We start from the raw sequence: 15,010 nt of genomic DNA on the forward strand, positions 1-15,010 counted from the left end.
ACGGTAGCCGCGCCCGCACGCGGAGGCATTCAGCCGCAGGGCGTGAGCGAGCAGTCCTGACGCTGGGCCGTCGGCGGGGAGCCGGGGGCCGTCGTCACCGGCGTCTCGTCGCCGAACAGCGGCTCGTCCCGGTCGGGCAGGGCGCCGCCGCCCGGCCGCGGCTCCGTCGTCGGGGTCGCCGGCGGCGCCGCCGGCGGGGGCGGCGGGACCTCGGACGATGCGCTCGGGGGAGCGCTGGGGGTCGGTGTCGCGGAGGGCGTCGCATTGGGGGGCAGGTTCGAGGCCGGCTCGCCGATCGGCTTGTAGGTGCCGAAGCCGTCCTGCTGCGGCTCGTCCGCGACGGCCTGCTTCATGAAGGTCTGCCACACCTCGCCGGGCAGGGTCTTGCCCTCGACCGGGGTGCCCGAGGCCGTGCGGATCGGCGAGTTCATGTCCGTGCCGATCCACACCGCCGTGGCCAGGTCCGGGGTGAAGCCGGAGAACCAGGCGTCGTTGTTCTCGCCCTCGAACCGGGACTGCACCGTGCCCGTCTTGCCCGCGACCGGCCGGCCGATGCCGAGCCCGTCGTTCGGGGCCACGCCGAGCATGGCCTCGATGGTGTTGCGCGCCACCTGCTCGCTGAACCGCCGCTCGCCCTGCGAGTCCGGCGCCTCGTAGAGCACCCGGTCGTCCGCGGTCACCACCTTCGAGATGAAGTGCGGGGCGTGCCAGACGCCGCCGTCGGCGATCGTGGCGTACGCCGAGGCCAGCTCCAGCGGCGTGACCTCCTTGTTCCCGAGCGCCAGCCGGGCGTCGGGGTTGTCCAGCGGGGAGGTGATCCCCGCCGCGCGGGCGGCCGCGGCGACGTTCTCGGGTCCGACCCTGGCCGCCAGCTTCGTGAAGATGACGTTGTTCGAGAGCGTCATCGCCTGCTTGATGTCGCAGCGTGGGCAGTCGGCGCCCTCCGCGTTGCGCAGGCCGGTCTCCTCGCTGCCGTCGAACACCGTGCCGAGGCCGATCGGCGGGTCGTGGCTCAGGGCGGCCAGCACCACGAACGGCTTGAAGGTGGAGCCGGGCTGCTTGCTCACCCGTGCGTAGTCGAGGCCCACGCCGTTCTCGCCGCCGTAGTAGGCGCTGACCCCGCCGGTCCTCGGGTCGATCGCGACCACGGCCGAGCGCAGGTTGTCCGGCTGCCCGTCGAGGGTCTTCTGCGCGGCCTGGACCGCCCGCCGCTGCTGATCCGGGTCGATCGTGGTGGTGATGCGCAGGCCGTCCTGCGCCATCTCCTGGTCGGTGATGCCCAGCGAGTCCAGCTCCGCCTTCACCGCGTTGACGACGTGCCCGCGGCTGTCGGAGAAGGACCCGCTGCCCGGGGCGGCCTTGCGCTGCTGGGTGGCGGGGAAGGTGGCGGCGGAGCGGTCGCCGGGGGAGAGCCACCCCTGGCTCACCATGCCGTCCATCACGAAGTCCCAGCGCTGCACGGCCTTGTTCGGGTCGATCGCCGGGTCCCAGCGCGACGGCGACTGGATCACCCCGGCCAGCAGTGCGCCCTCCGGCACGGTCAGCTGGCCCACGTCCTTGCCGAAGTAGGCCTGGCTCGCCGACTGGATGCCGTAGGCCCCGCGGCCGAAGTAGATCGTGTTGAGGTAGTCGGTGAGGATCTCGTCCTTCGACTTCTCCTGGTTGACCTTCAGCGACACGATCAGCTCCTTGTACTTGCGCCACAAGGAGACCTGGTCACCGACCAGGGCGTTCTTCACGTACTGCTGGGTGATCGTCGACCCGCCGCCGACGCCGCCCCGCAGCTGGTTCCACACCGCGCGCAGGATGCCGGTGAAGTCGAAGCCGGGGTTGGAGTAGAAGCTGCGGTCCTCCGCGGACAGCACGGCCTCGCGCACGTACACCGGGATCTGGTCGACCGTGACCTTGGTCCGGTTGCCCTGCTCGGGGACGAGCCGGGTGAGGTCGGTGCCGTCGGCGAAGGAGATGGTCGCGACCTGGTTGTTGACGGCGTCGTCGGCCGTCGGGACGGAGAACGCGAGCCAGCCGATCCCGAGCAGCAGCAGCGGCAGCAGGACGAGGGCGGCGGCCCCGCCGAGGACGCCCCACTTGACGCGCCGGCGCCGGCGGGCGGTGCGCTGCGCCGGGGTGAGCGGGCGGCGGTGGGCCGACCCGCCCAGGCGGCGGCGCAGCACGTCGAGCGGGCCCTGCGGGCCGGTGGCCTCGGGGACGGGGGTCAGCCCCGTGGCGGTGGCGGTCGCCTTCTTCGGGTCCGGGGTCTGCCACCAGCCGACGCCGGTGCGGGAGCGGCGGCTGCGGGCGCGGGGGACGGCCGCACGGCGGGTCGGCCCGGTGGTCCGCGTCGTTGCCGTCGTGGCGGCCCCGCTGCGCGCGGCGCGAGCGGTGCCGCGGGAGCGGTCGGCGGCGGGCGCCGTGGCGCTCCGCGAGTGGCCGCCGGTGCGCGCCGCGTTGCTGCGGGAGCGGTCGGGCCGCGCGTCCCCGAGGGACGGGATCGACCGCGAGGGGGTGGACAGCGGGCTCGACGACGGGCGCTCGGGCGCGCGCCGCGGCGGGGGCGGCAGCGGGCGACCGGAGACCGGCGGACCGGGGATCGGGCCCGGGCGGCCGGGGAGGTCCGGGCGCACGGGCGGGGGCAGGGGACGGGCCGGCTGGGCGGTGCGGGGACGCGGGTGCTGCGGCGGCGGGCCCTGTCGGCTCGCGCGCGGCGCCGGTCCGTGACCTCCTCCGGGCACTCTCGCTCGTCCTCCCCCGTCGTCCGCCGTCCGTCCCGGCCCGGGTGGCCGTGCGGGACGGCGGCCGGGCCGGCGTCGGCCGTGCGGAGCACCCGGCGAGACCGTTCGGGCCCCGCGCGACCGTCTGGGTGGTCAACGGAGCACCCCGCGGGCACGGTGCGGGCGGAGATCGAACTCACCCGAATGACGGCATCACGGGCGCGTGTCGCGCGGCACCGTCGCGACGGTGCGTGACGATCTCGGTGCCGGACTGGGCCGGACGGATGTGAGCGAGGTGGCGGGGGAGAACCGCGGGCCGGCACGCGCGAGGATCAGGGGGATCGACGGCGATCACGGGAGCGAGGGAGCTCGGATGGGGCGTACCGGCACGGTGGCGGGGATCCTGGGCGTTCTGGCAGCGGCGGGTGCGCGCCGGCCGGTGCTGCGGCGCTGGCCGACGTCGGTGGCCCAGATGGCGGCCTGCACGCCGCGTCGGAGATGCCGGTCGCGGACGCGCTGGCGCACGCCGCGCTGGCGGCCGGCGGGGTCGCGGAACTGGTGCGCCGGCCGCGCGACGCCGGCTCCGTGGCATCGGCGCTGGCGACCGTCGGCACGAACGCGGCCGCGGCCGTCGCGCTGGCGGGGCTGCGGACCGACGCGCGCCGCTCCGCCGTCGTCCTGCAGGAGGCGCTCGCCCCGCTCGGCGTCCGCGGCCTGGACCGCCCGATCCCCGGCGCGGCGCGGCGGGTGCGCGAGTGGGCGCAGGGTGCGGGCCGGTACGTCGTGGCACAGGATGTCGCCTACGGCCCCGAACCCGAGCACCGGCTCGACGTCTGGGCGCGCCGGGACCTGCGCCTGCTCCGCGACGGCGGCCCCGCCCCGGTCCTGCTGCAGGTGCACGGCGGGGCCTGGACGCTGGGCTCGCGCACGAAGGAGGCGGTACCGCTGATGGCGCACCTGGCCGCGCGCGGATGGGTGTGCGTCACGGTCGACTACCGGCTCGCCCCCGCCGCCCGGTGGCCGGCGATGGTGGTCGACGTCAAGCGGGCGCTCGGCTGGGTCCGCGAGCACGTGGCGGGGTTCGGCGGCGACCCGGGGTTCGTCGCCGTGACCGGCGGGTCCGCGGGCGGGCACCTGGCCGCGCTCACCGCCCTGACCCCGAACGACCCGGCCTTCCAGCCGGGGTTCGAGGAGGCCGACACGTCCGTCCAGGCGGCCGTGCCGTTCTACGGGGTGCACGACTTCACCCTCGACGACCAGGGCCTGTGGAACCTGCTCGAGGGCAAGGTCATCGGGACCAGCTACGCCGCCGACGAGGCGACCTACCGCGCCGCCTCGCCGGTGCACCGGGCCAGGCCCGACGCGCCGCCCTTCCTCGTCGTGCACGGCGACACGGACACCGTCGCCGGGGTGGGGCAGTCGCGGCGGCTGGTCGCGCGGCTGCGGGCGGTCTCGCGGGAACCCGTCTGCTACGCGGAACTGCCGCACGCCCAGCACGGCTTCGACGGCCTGCCCACCGCCCGCACCGCCTACACGGTGCGGGCCGTGCACCGCTTCCTCACCGCGGTCCACACCAGGGCGACGACGACGGCGAGGTAGGAGGGTCGTGTCGGGCGGCGGTCAGGGGGAGAGCAGGGCGGCCATCCGCTCGCGCAGCAGGGTGGCGGCGGAGTAGGGCCGGACCATGACGGTCAGCTCCGCGAGACCGTCGGGCCCCTCGCGCAGGATGTCGACGCCCTCCAGCTCGCGGTCGCCCACGCGGGCCCGGAAGACCAGCACGTGCCCGGTCTCCCCGGCGAACTCGTCGGTGTACCGGAAGTCCTCGAACACCTGCACGACGGCCCGCAGGATCGCCCGCAGCGCCTCACGCCCCTCGTACGGCCGGTGGACGATCGGCGAGTGGAACACCGCGTCGGTGGTGAAGAGGTCGGTGGCCGCGTCGGCGTCGCCGCGCTCGACGGCGGCCCGGAAGGCTGCTGCGCTCACGGCCCCATCCGACCACTCCGGACGGTCGGGGCGCCAGGTGGCCGGTCCGGTCGGGGGCGGCGGCCCGGATGTCGGGCCGCCGCCGGCGCAGAAGGTGTGCGGCGTCACCTCCGTCCCGATCACCGCGTGGATCTCTCGCGCAGGGCCGGGCGCGCCGGTGCGCAGGACCGGACACGCCGGGGCGCGGGGCCGTTCGCGCCGAGACCGAGATCCGTGATCGCCGTCGTGCGCGCGCCGCCCCCGGCCACGGCCTGACGGTGCGCGAACGGCCCCCTCGGGGGCGCGCCGTCCGGCCCATCCGCGGCCTCCGGAGGGCGCTGCGGGAATGCGCCGGAAAGGCGCCGGACCAATGGTTCCCTCACCGTGTGAGACACTTTCGCGTGCCCGTTCCGGACAGCGTGATCGACACCCTGGGAAAACTGTCCGGGGTGTCGTACGTCTCGGTTCTGGAGCGCGATTCCCGCACGATTCTCGCGTCTTCCGGCACCGCCGATTCCGGCCTTTCCGCAGACGAGATGGTCGACGCTTTCGACAGCGCGACGGCAGTCGCCGGCCCCCGCGCCGGCACGGTGCGGACCGTCGTGGTGACCGGCAGTCGCGTGGTCCAGCTGCTCGCGCCGGTCCCGCTCGCGGACGGGGCGGCGGGGGTGCTGTACCTCCGGCTCGTCCGGGCGCGGGCCAACCTCGCGTCCGCGCTCCGTGAGGTCGAGGGCGTCACCGGCGGGCGTGCCCGGGGCGCGAGCGGCCGGACGCAGGGCGCCGGGGCCGCCGCGGCCGCCCTGCCCTCCTCGGTCCGCACCGCGACGCCGTCGGCCCTGCCCGGAGCGGCCCTGCCCGGAGCGGCGCCGGGCTCGACCTCCACGGGCGGGTTCCCCGCCGCGCCGGCACCGGCGCCGCCCGCCGCGTCCCCGGCCGGCTCGCGCCGGAGCGTGCTCGCTCCGAGTCCCACGCCGCGGACCCCGCCTGCACCGGCCCTCCCGGCAGCACCGCCGGCGACACCCGCCGCCCTCCCGTCGGCTGCCGTGCTGACGGCACCGCCGGAGCCGGCGGAGGCACCCCGGAGCGGGCGTCCTGCCGGCGCGCCGGACGCCGAGCCGGAGCGGGCCCACAGCGAGGCGGCCGCGCCGGCCACCCGGCGTCCGCAGCCCCGCGAGCCGGCCGACGGGCGGGAAGAAGTACTGGTCAGCAGCCGGTCGCCGTTTCTCGCTGCGGAGTTCCTCGCGGCAGCGCAGCGGGCCCGCCCGCCGTTGCCACCCGATCCGCCGGGCGCGTCCGGTCCCGGAACCGAGCGCGCGCGGGAGGCCGACCGGACGGGGACGCGGAGCCGCCGGGCGGAACGCGATTCACGACCGCGTCCGCCCACCGAGCGCCTCTCGGCGGCTCCGGCCTCGCCCGCACCCCGCCACCGAGGCCCGGGACCCAGGCCGGCGCCCGACACTCCCGCCCCGACGACGCCCGAGGCCGCCGAGGACGTCCCGGACGGCGCCACCGCCACCCGGAACGGGAAAGGAGTGACGCCCGGTCCCGGCGACTCCGCGCCCGTCGCTCCCCTGGACCCGGGTGCCGCCGCCCGCACTGCCGCAGGCCGCCGGCGGGACGTCCCCGAGCGGACCGCCGACGGCGGACCGCGCGGCACCGGGCCGTCGCCGTCGGACGACGCCGCAGCCCCGCCCGCCGACGCCCTGCCCCGCCGCACGGGCGACACCGTGATCCCGCCGCCGCGCGAGCCCGAGGAGGCCGAGCAGGAGCGACGCTGGGCCACGGACCTGCACGCGCTCCGCCGCCTGGCCGACGGCCTGCGGAGGCGGTTGCGCTGATTCCCGGCGGCCGGGTGCCGGAACCGCGCGGTCCGCTCTCGGTCGCCGTTTCTCCGCGCCGCGGGAAATGCACCCCCGGTGCTCCGCGCAACGATTCTGCGATACTCTTCGGGTTCCCCCGTCCCACCTTTCGAAGACCGCCGGAAACCGTTCCCCCGCGACCGGCGGTCGGAGGCACACGATGAGCTCCATCGAGCATTCCCTGGACATGGCCGCCAACATCAAGGGCGCGTTCGCCGTCGCCCTGGTCGACTACGAGAGCGGCATGATGCTCGGGTCCCGCGGCGGCAGCGCCGAGTTCGACCTCGAGGTCGCGGCCCCCGGCAACAGCGACGTCGTGAAGAGCAAGATCGAGGTGACCCAGAAGCTCGGCCTGCGCGAGCAGATCGAGGACATCCTGATCACGCTGGACAACCAGTACCACCTCATCCGCCTGATCCGCGGCCTGCCGGACGAGAAGCTCTTCCTGTACCTGGTCCTCAACCGGGCGCAGGCGAACCTCGCCATGGCCCGGCGTGACCTGCGCGTCATCGAGCAGGAGTTCTACATGTCGCACCCGAACGCCGGCGCCCGCTCGCCGCAGGGCGACAACCAGTACTTCCAGGCCAACGCCCACCGCTGATCGCGGTCCGCGACCGTCCCGATACAAATTCAGGCGTGCTGAGCATCCCCGGCAGTCCCGGAGTCCTGCGCGTCGCGGCGAAGGAGGTGCTGCGCCAGCCGTCCGTGCTGGCGTGCGCCCTCGTCGACGTCGAGAGCGGTCTGACGCTCGACGCGGAGACGGCCGACCGCGCGCGGCTCGACACCGAGGCCGTGGCCGCCGCGCAGGCCGAGGTGATCCGCGCCGCGCAGGCGCTGGCCCAGGTCGTCCGCGGTGCCCCGGCCGAGGTCGTCGTGAAGCAGGGGTCCGCCGTGCTGCACCTCATCCGGCTGCTGCCGGACCCGGCGGGCCCCGGCATCGTGCTCTCGGTGCTGGTCGTGACACCGGAGCGGAACCTGCGCAAGGTCCGGCGCGTGCTGGACCGGATCGACCCGGCGGCCTTCGTGCCGCGCCGTCCGCGGGCGGCAGCGCCCGCCGCTGCGTCGTCTGCGGTGTCGTCTGCGGTGTCGTCTGCGGTGTCGTCTGCGGTGTCCTCGGCGGTCTCCTCCGCGGCGCCCGGGGGCCCGTCCGCGTCGGTCGGGACGGCGAGCACCGCCGGTCCCGTCCCGGCGGCCGCTCCGGGCGCCGTTGCCGGTCCGATCGGTCCGGTACCCGGGCGGCCCGTCGCGGGTCCCGCCCTGGTCGGGAGGGCGGTGAGCCCGGCCGCAGGCCGGGCCGCGGCGGCGCCGGTGCCGGCCTGGGTCGCCCGTCCGGCCGGCACCCCGGCCGGCTCGACACCCCCCGGCCCGGGACCGCACGGTTCGCTGCTCACCGCCCACGGCACGGACGGCCCCGGCCCCGTCGGTGCAGGGCCGGTGGCTTCGGGGCCGGTGGGTTCGGGGCCGGTGGGTGCCGGGTCAGCCGGTGCCGGGCCGGTCCGTGCGGGGTCGGCCTCCGCCCGGGTCCCCTCCACCGGGACGGGCCCTGGCGCGCGCGACTCCCGCGTGCCCGCACCCGTCACGGCGGTCGCCCTGGCCCGGCTCGTGCCGGCGGGTCCCGGCGCCCGCGGGTGGTGTGCCCCCGCCGCCTCGAACGGCGGCGCCCCCACGGCGCACCGTCCGGCCCCCGCCGAGCAAACCGCCCCCGCCGAGCAAACCGCCCCCGCCGACACCGCGCCCACCGACCGTCCTGCGGCCACCGACCAGCCCGCCGACCGCCCCGCCCCGGCCGACCGCCCTGCGGTCGCCGAGAGCGGCCCCGCCGGCCGGAGCGAGGCGCGGCCCGACCCGATTCCGGACGAGCCCGGTGCCGACCTGGCAGGCCTCGCCGACCGGCCCGGCCTGAGCGAGGTGGACTGGTTCAGCCCCGTGACCCCCGGCAGCCCGCCGCCGCTGCGCCGGGTCGTGGCCGAGCCGGAGGAGCCGCACGCGCACGTCGGGCTGCCGCACCACTCCTGAGCTGCGCAGGGGCGGCCGCGCCCGCGGTGCTGAGCCCGGCGGGTGCCAGCGGGAAACCTGTCGGGCCCGACCTCTAGCATCGGGGGGTCAACCCGCACGGCACTCCTGGAGGCACCTCGTGTCCGCTGTACCCGCCCCGCCCGCGTCCGCGCCGATCCTGGTGCCGGCCGGGACGACGGCCGGGGCCCGCGTCCGCGAGGGCGGCCTGCCGACCGGGGGGCCGCAGGCGGTCGTCGTCGTGAAGGACGCCGAAGGGACCCTGCGGGACCTGGCGTGGGCCCCCGAGGCCGACGCCGAGGTCGTCCCGGTCACCGCGGACTCCGACGAGGGCCGCAGCGTGATCCGGCACTCCGCGGCGCACGTCCTCGCGCAGGCCGTCCAGCAGCTGTACCCGGAGGCCAAGCTCGGCATCGGGCCGCCGATCACGGACGGCTTCTACTACGACTTCGACGTCGAGAAGCCCTTCACGCCGGAGGACCTGAAGAAGCTCGAGTCGGCGATGAAGAAGATCATCAAGGCGGGGCAGCGCTTCTCCCGCCGCCGCTTCGACTCGCTCGACGAGGCCCGCAAGGAGCTCGCCGACGAGCCGTACAAGCTCGAGCTGATCGACCTCAAGGGCACGGGCACCGAGGCGGACAGCGAGGTCATGGAGGTCGACGCCTCCGGCGAGCTGACCATCTACGACAACGTCCACGCGCACACCGGCGAGACGGTCTGGTCGGACCTCTGCCGCGGCCCGCACCTGCCGACCACGAAGTACATCCCGGCGTTCTCGCTCACCCGCTCCGCCGCGGCGTACTGGCGGGGCAGCGAGAAGAACCCGCAGCTGCAGCGCATCTACGGCACCGCCTGGGAGTCCCAGGAGGCGCTCGACGCCTACCTGGAGCGCGTCGCCGAGGCCGAGCGCCGCGACCACCGCCGCCTCGGCGCCGAGCTGGACCTGTTCTCCTTCCCGGACCAGATCGGTTCCGGGCTCGCGGTCTTCCACCCCAAGGGCGGCGTGATCCGCAAGGAGCTGGAGGACTACTCGCGGCGCCGGCACGAGGAGGCGGGGTACGAGTTCGTCAACACCCCGCACATCACCAAGGGGCAGCTGTTCCGCACCTCCGGCCACCTCGAGTGGTACGAGGAGGGCATGTACCCGGGCATGATCCTCGACGAGGAGCTCAACGCCGACGGGACGGTCCGCAAGCCCGGCCAGGACTACTACCTGAAGCCGATGAACTGCCCGATGCACAACCTGATCTTCGACGCCCGCGGACGCAGCTACCGCGAGCTGCCGCTGCGGCTGTTCGAGTTCGGGACGGTGTACCGGTACGAGAAGTCGGGCGTGGTCCACGGGCTGACCCGCGCCCGCGGCTTCACCCAGGACGACGCCCACATCTACTGCACCGAGGAGCAGATGGAGGGCGAGATCGCCTCCCTGCTCGACTTCGTGCTGGGCCTGCTGCGCGACTACGGGCTCGACGACTTCCACCTTGAGCTCTCCACCCGCAACCCGGATAAGTCGATCGGGTCGGACGAGGACTGGGAGCGCGCGACCACCGTGCTGCGGAAGGTCGCGGAGGAGACCGGCCTGACCCTGGTCGACGACCCGGGCGGCGCCGCGTTCTACGCCCCGAAGATCAGCGTCCAGACCAAGGACGCCATCGGCCGCAGCTGGCAGATGTCCACCATCCAGGTGGACCTGATGCTGCCGGACCGCTTCGACCTCGAGTACACGGCACCGGACGGCTCGCGCAAGCGGCCCGTCATGATCCACCGCGCCCTGTTCGGCTCGATCGAGCGGTTCTTCGGCGTGCTGCTGGAGCACTACGCCGGCGCCTTCCCGGCATGGCTCGCCCCGACCCAGGTCGTCGCGATCCCGGTCACGGACGAGCAGGTCCCGGCCGTGGAGGAGGTCGTCGCGCAGCTGCGGGCGAAGGGGGTGCGGGTCGAGCTCGACGCCGGCGACGACCGGATGCAGAAGAAGATCCGCACGCACACGCTGCAGAAGGTGCCGTTCTTGCTGCTCGCCGGCGCGCGGGACGTCGAGGCCGGTGCCGTGAGCTTCCGGTTCCGCGACGGCTCACAGACCAACGGCGTGCCGGTCGCGCAGGCGGTCGAGGCGGTCACGAGCTGGATCGCGAGCCGCTCCAACGTCAGCCCGACCGCGGAGACCTTCACCCTGTGACCGGCCCCTCGGCCGGTGTCGCCGCGGGGCGGGGGCCGGCGCGTGACTAGGATCGACGGCGTGTCCGAGCCCGAGCGGGGAGCCCCCGAGATCGAGGGCATCGAGGGGGTCGGCACACCGGACGGGTTCCGCAGGCTGTGGACCCCGCACCGGCTGGCCTACATCAAGGAGGCCGGCGAGGGCGGGTGCCCGTTCTGCCGCATCCCGTCGCTGCCCGACGCGGAGGGCCTCGTGATCGCGCGGGGACGGAGCGTGTTCGCACTGCTCAACCTGCACCCGTACAACCCGGGCCACCTGATGGTGCTGCCCTACCGGCACGTCGCCGACCTCGAGGACCTCACCGCCGCCGAGTCCGCGGAGCTCACGCTGTTCACCCAGCGCGCGATCCGGGCGATGAAGAAGGTCGCGGCGCCGCACGCGTTCAACACCGGGCTCAACCTGGGCACGGTGGCGGGCGGCTCGCTGGCCGAGCACCTCCACCAGCACGTCGTGCCCCGGTGGGGCGGCGACGCGAACTTCATCGCCGTCGTCGGGCAGACGAAGGTGATCCCGCAGCTGCTGTCCGAGACCCGCGAGCTCCTCGCCGGGGCCTGGGAGCCGGACTGGGAGCCGGCCGCCGGCACCGACGGCGCCCCGCGGCCCGACACGGGGAGTGACCGGCCACGGGACTAGGCTGGTCATCCGCACCGCCGACCGCGGCGGGGTGCCGTACGAGACCGGCAGGAGTCGGCCCCACCCGATGCTGAACGTCGTCGCCCGAGTCCACGTCAACCGGGTCACCGACCCGATCGGCCGCGCGCTGGTCGGGCGCGGGATCACGCCGGACGTCGTCACGGTCGTCGGCACCGTCGGCGCGTCCGCGGCCGCGCTGTGGTTCCTGCCGCGCGGCGAGCTGATCGTGGCGCCGTTCGTGATCACGTTGTTCGTGCTGCTCGACCTGGTCGACGGGGCCATGGCCCGGGCCCGGGGCAGGGGCACCCCGTTCGGCGCGGTCCTCGACTCCACGTGCGACCGGATCGCCGACGGCGCGCTGTTCGCCGGGGTCACCTGGTGGTGCCTGGGCGTCGGCGAGGAGCGGACCCTCGGGATCGCGGCGATGACCTGCCTGGTCTGCGCGCAGCTGATCTCCTACGTCAAGGCGAGGGCCGAGGGTGCCGGGCTCGGTGCCGACGGCGGGCTGGTCGAGCGGGCCGAGCGGCTGATCGTCGTGCTGGTGGGGATCTTCCTGCAGGGCATCGGTGTGCCCTACGCGCTGCACGTGCTGCTGTGGGGGCTCGCGGCCGCGTCCGTGTGGACGGTCGGCCAGCGGATCGTGCTGGTGTACCGCAGCGCGCAGGCCCTGGCGGCCCGGTCTCAGGAGCCTCCCTCGTGACCCTCGCCGACCTCGGGTTCACCGCGGCCTGGCGCGCGCTGCCGCGCGTGCCGGCGCCCGTCGCCCAGGTCGCGTTCCGCGTGGGGGCCGACCTGGCCCGGCGGCGCGGGGGCGCGGGCGTCGAGCGGCTGCGACGCAACCTGCGCCGGGTACGGCCGGCGGCGTCGGAGACCGAGCTGGACGGGCTCGTCCGGGCGGCCCTGCGCAGCTACGCCCGGTACTGGCAGGAGGCGTTCCGGCTGCCCGCGCTCGATCCGGGCACCATCCACGCCCGGCACGCGACCACCGGCCTCGACGTGGCGATCTCCGCGATGCAGCAGGGCCGCGGGGTCGTGCTCGCCCTGCCGCACGCGGGGAACTGGGACGTCGCCGGCGTGTACGTGCTGGAGGAGCTGCGCCGGCACGGGCTCCCCGCGGAGATGACCACCGTCGTCGAGCGGCTGCAGCCGGAGGCCGTCTACCGGCGGTTCGTGGGGTACCGGGAGTCGCTCGGGTTCGAGATCGTCGCGCAGGACGACGGGCGGCGCGCCCACCTCGCGCTGACCCGCCGGCTGCGCGCCGGCGGCCTGGTCTGCCTGATCGCCGACCGGGACCTCGCGGGCGCCGGGATCGACGTGCCGTTCTTCGGCGACACGATCCGGCTCCCGTCTGGGCCGGCGTCGCTCTGCGCCCTCACCGGGGCCCAGCTGCACGCCGCGGTGACGTACTTCCGGCCCGGCGGCTGGGGCGCCACGGTCTCCCCGGCGATCGCGGTCCCGGACCGCGCCGCGGTGCCGAAGGCCACCCTGGAGCTGGCCCGGGCCTTCGAGGAGCACATCGCGGCGCACCTCGAGGACTGGCACATGCTCCAGGAGCTGACCCCGGGAAGCCACCGGTGAGGATCGGCATCGTGTGCCCCTACTCGCTCGACGTACCGGGCGGGGTGCAGACGCACGTCGTCGAGCTGGCGCGGGCGTTGCGCGCGCTGGGACACGCGGTCTCGGTCCTCGCGCCGGCCGACGAGGACACCCCGGTCCCGGACTTCGTCACCTCGGCCGGCAAGGCGCTCGGCGTCCCCTACAACGGCTCGGTCGCGCGGGTGACCTTCGGCCCGGTCACCTACGCGCGGGCCCGGCGCTGGCTGGAGAAGAACGCGTTCGACGTCCTCCACCTGCACGAACCCACCACGTTCTCGATCTCCGTGCTGGCCCTGCTCGCCGCCGAGGGCCCGATCGTCGCCACGTTCCACACCTCCACCGAGCGCTCCCGCACCCTGCAGGCCTTCGGCGGGGTGCTGCGGCCGCTGATGGAGAAGGTCACCGCCCGGATCGCCGTCTCGTCGCTGGCCCGGCGGGTCCAGGTGGAGCACCTGGGCGGCGACGCGATCGAGATCCCCAACGGCGTCGACGTCGACCGGTTCGCCGCCGGTCCGATGCTCCCCGGCTATCCACGAACTCCGACGATCGGGTTCGTGGGGCGGTTCACCGAGCCGCGCAAGGGCATGCCGGTGCTGCTCGAGGCGCTGCGGTCGCTGGATGCGCGGCTGCTCGTCGTCGGGCGGGGGGACCCGGCCGACCTGCGGCGCGAGGCCGGCCCGGTCGCCGACCGGCTCGACGTCCTCGGTGCGGTCGACGAGGACACCAAGGCCGCCGCGCTCCGGTCCGTCGACGTCTTCTGCGCCCCCAACCTGGGCGGCGAGAGCTTCGGCATGGTGCTCACCGAGGCCATGGCCGCGGGCGCCCCCGTGGTCGCGAGCGACCTCGAGTCCTTCCGGCGGGTGCTGGGCGAGCCGGAGCCCGCCGGGGTCCTCGTCCCCACCGGCGACGCGACGGCCCTGGCCACGGCCCTGCGCGCGCTGCTCGCCGATCGGGACCGTCGAGTGCTGCTGTCGGCGGCGGGACGGATGCGGGCAGCCGACTTCGACTGGCCGGTCGTCGCGGCGCAGGTCCTGCAGGTCTACCAGGCGGCTGTCGCGGCGGACCCGCGCCAGGTCGTCGCGGGGCGCGACGCCTTCCCCGGGGGTGCGGCGTGAGCTGGCTGCTCGTGCTCCTGCTGCTGGTGGTGGTGGCCGTCGTCGTGGCGGTGACGGTGCTGTGCGTGGCCCGCAGCCGTCGGCTCGACCGGCTGCACCGGCGCACCGACGCCGCGCGCGTCGGGCTCGAGCGGTCGCTGGCCCGGCGGGCGGACGTCGCGATCCGGGTCGCCGAGGTGCTCGGCACCTCGGAGGCGGGTCCCGGCAGCGTCCCGGCGGCGCTCGGCGAGGCCGCCCGCGCCGCGGGGGCGGGCACCGTCCGCGGGCTGCCGCGGCGCAGCGAGGACGGCATCGAGGCGCGCGAGATCGTCGAGAACGCCCTCTCCCGTGCGCTCGGCGGCGTCGACCGGTCGCGGCTCGCCCCGGAGCTGCGGTCCGAGCTCGCCGACGCCGAGCGGCTCGTCGTCCTGGCCCGGCGGGTGCACAACGACGCCGTGCGGGACACCCTGGACCTGCGGTCGCGCCGGCTCGTCCGGTGGCTGCGGCTGCACGGCACGGCACCGCTGCCCGGGTACTTCGAGATCGCCGAGTCCGTCGCCCGGCCGGCCGGTACGGTGCGGCCGGTGGTGCGGCCCGCCGACCCGGTCGGCTGAGGGGTGCGCCACCTGCGGGCGTGACCGGCCGCGCGCGACGCGTACCATCGACGAACGGGCCGCCGACCAGCGGCGGCAGCATGCCCGGGGTCCCGGGAACCGTACCGAGAAGGAGCACCGAAAGTGTCGTCCGAGCAGGCCCAGTCCGACACCGCCGCCGGCACCGCCAGCACCGAGCTCGGCACGGCCCGCGTCAAGCGCGGCATGGCCGAGATGCTCAAGGGCGGCGTGATCATGGACGTCGTCACGCCGGAGCAGGCGAAGATCGCCGAGGACGCCGGTGCCGTCGCGGTCATGGCCCTCGAGCGGG

General features: G+C 75.5%; 12 protein-coding genes and 1 pseudogene. 11 read left to right on the top strand and 2 right to left on the bottom strand.

Annotated features, from left to right (window positions below):
• Positions 1-29: 29 nt before the first annotated feature.
• Positions 30-2,624: a transglycosylase domain-containing protein gene (locus LWC35_RS27605; protein WP_232873190.1), complete on the bottom strand. Its 2,595-nt coding sequence runs from the start codon at positions 2,622-2,624 to the stop codon at positions 30-32.
• Between the two features lie 585 nt (positions 2,625-3,209).
• On the opposite strand from LWC35_RS27605, the gene LWC35_RS27610 reads away from it, so the two are divergent.
• Positions 3,210-4,310 (top strand): alpha/beta hydrolase, encoded by a 1,101-nt coding sequence (locus LWC35_RS27610; protein WP_232873191.1) that lies wholly within the window; start codon positions 3,210-3,212, stop codon positions 4,308-4,310.
• A 21-nt stretch (positions 4,311-4,331) separates the two neighbouring features.
• On the opposite strand, the gene LWC35_RS27615 is transcribed toward LWC35_RS27610, so the two are convergent.
• The gene (locus tag LWC35_RS27615) at positions 4,332-4,697 is read right to left on the bottom strand and encodes a nuclear transport factor 2 family protein (RefSeq protein ID WP_232873192.1); all 366 of its coding nucleotides are present in this window, start codon (positions 4,695-4,697) and stop codon (positions 4,332-4,334) included.
• A gap of 380 nt (positions 4,698-5,077) precedes the next feature.
• Between LWC35_RS27615 and LWC35_RS27620 the strand changes: the two genes are divergently transcribed.
• From LWC35_RS27620 to LWC35_RS27665, 10 genes and pseudogenes are all read left to right on the top strand, one after another.
• Positions 5,078-6,514 carry a hypothetical protein gene (locus LWC35_RS27620; RefSeq protein WP_232873193.1) on the top strand — a complete coding sequence of 479 codons (1,437 nt, stop codon included), beginning with the start codon at positions 5,078-5,080 and terminating at the stop codon, positions 6,512-6,514.
• Between the two features lie 181 nt (positions 6,515-6,695).
• Positions 6,696-7,136: a hypothetical protein gene (locus LWC35_RS27625; RefSeq protein ID WP_232873194.1), complete on the top strand. Its 441-nt coding sequence runs from the start codon at positions 6,696-6,698 to the stop codon at positions 7,134-7,136.
• Positions 7,137-7,171: 35 nt separating this feature from the next.
• The gene (locus LWC35_RS27630) at positions 7,172-8,551 is read left to right on the top strand and encodes a hypothetical protein (RefSeq protein ID WP_232873201.1); all 1,380 of its coding nucleotides are present in this window, start codon (positions 7,172-7,174) and stop codon (positions 8,549-8,551) included.
• A gap of 118 nt (positions 8,552-8,669) precedes the next feature.
• Positions 8,670-10,724: a threonine--tRNA ligase gene (thrS, locus tag LWC35_RS27635; RefSeq protein ID WP_232873195.1), complete on the top strand. Its 2,055-nt coding sequence runs from the start codon at positions 8,670-8,672 to the stop codon at positions 10,722-10,724.
• Between the two features lie 60 nt (positions 10,725-10,784).
• A complete protein-coding gene (locus LWC35_RS27640) occupies positions 10,785-11,396 on the top strand; it encodes an HIT family protein (RefSeq protein WP_232873196.1) in 612 nt (203 codons plus the stop codon).
• 67 nt (positions 11,397-11,463) lie between these two features.
• Positions 11,464-12,096 carry a phosphatidylinositol phosphate synthase gene (pgsA, locus tag LWC35_RS27645; RefSeq protein ID WP_232873197.1) on the top strand — a complete coding sequence of 211 codons (633 nt, stop codon included), beginning with the start codon at positions 11,464-11,466 and terminating at the stop codon, positions 12,094-12,096.
• The gene (locus tag LWC35_RS27650) at positions 12,093-12,974 is read left to right on the top strand and encodes a phosphatidylinositol mannoside acyltransferase (RefSeq protein WP_232873198.1); all 882 of its coding nucleotides are present in this window, start codon (positions 12,093-12,095) and stop codon (positions 12,972-12,974) included. The genes pgsA and LWC35_RS27650 overlap by 4 nt, the downstream gene beginning before the upstream one ends.
• Complete coding sequence (locus LWC35_RS27655) at positions 12,971-14,107, top strand: glycosyltransferase family 4 protein (RefSeq protein ID WP_232873199.1); 1,137 nt, start codon at positions 12,971-12,973, stop codon at positions 14,105-14,107. Before LWC35_RS27650 ends, LWC35_RS27655 begins: the two co-directional genes overlap by 4 nt.
• The gene (locus LWC35_RS27660; protein ID WP_232873200.1) at positions 14,104-14,700 is read left to right on the top strand and encodes a LemA family protein; all 597 of its coding nucleotides are present in this window, start codon (positions 14,104-14,106) and stop codon (positions 14,698-14,700) included. Before LWC35_RS27655 ends, LWC35_RS27660 begins: the two co-directional genes overlap by 4 nt.
• A 123-nt stretch (positions 14,701-14,823) precedes the next feature.
• Positions 14,824-15,010: pseudogene (locus LWC35_RS27665) on the top strand (pyridoxal 5'-phosphate synthase lyase subunit PdxS); the annotation flags it as partial.

The organism is Pseudonocardia kujensis (assembly GCF_021283305.1).
Classification (GTDB): domain Bacteria; phylum Actinomycetota; class Actinomycetes; order Mycobacteriales; family Pseudonocardiaceae; genus Pseudonocardia; species Pseudonocardia kujensis.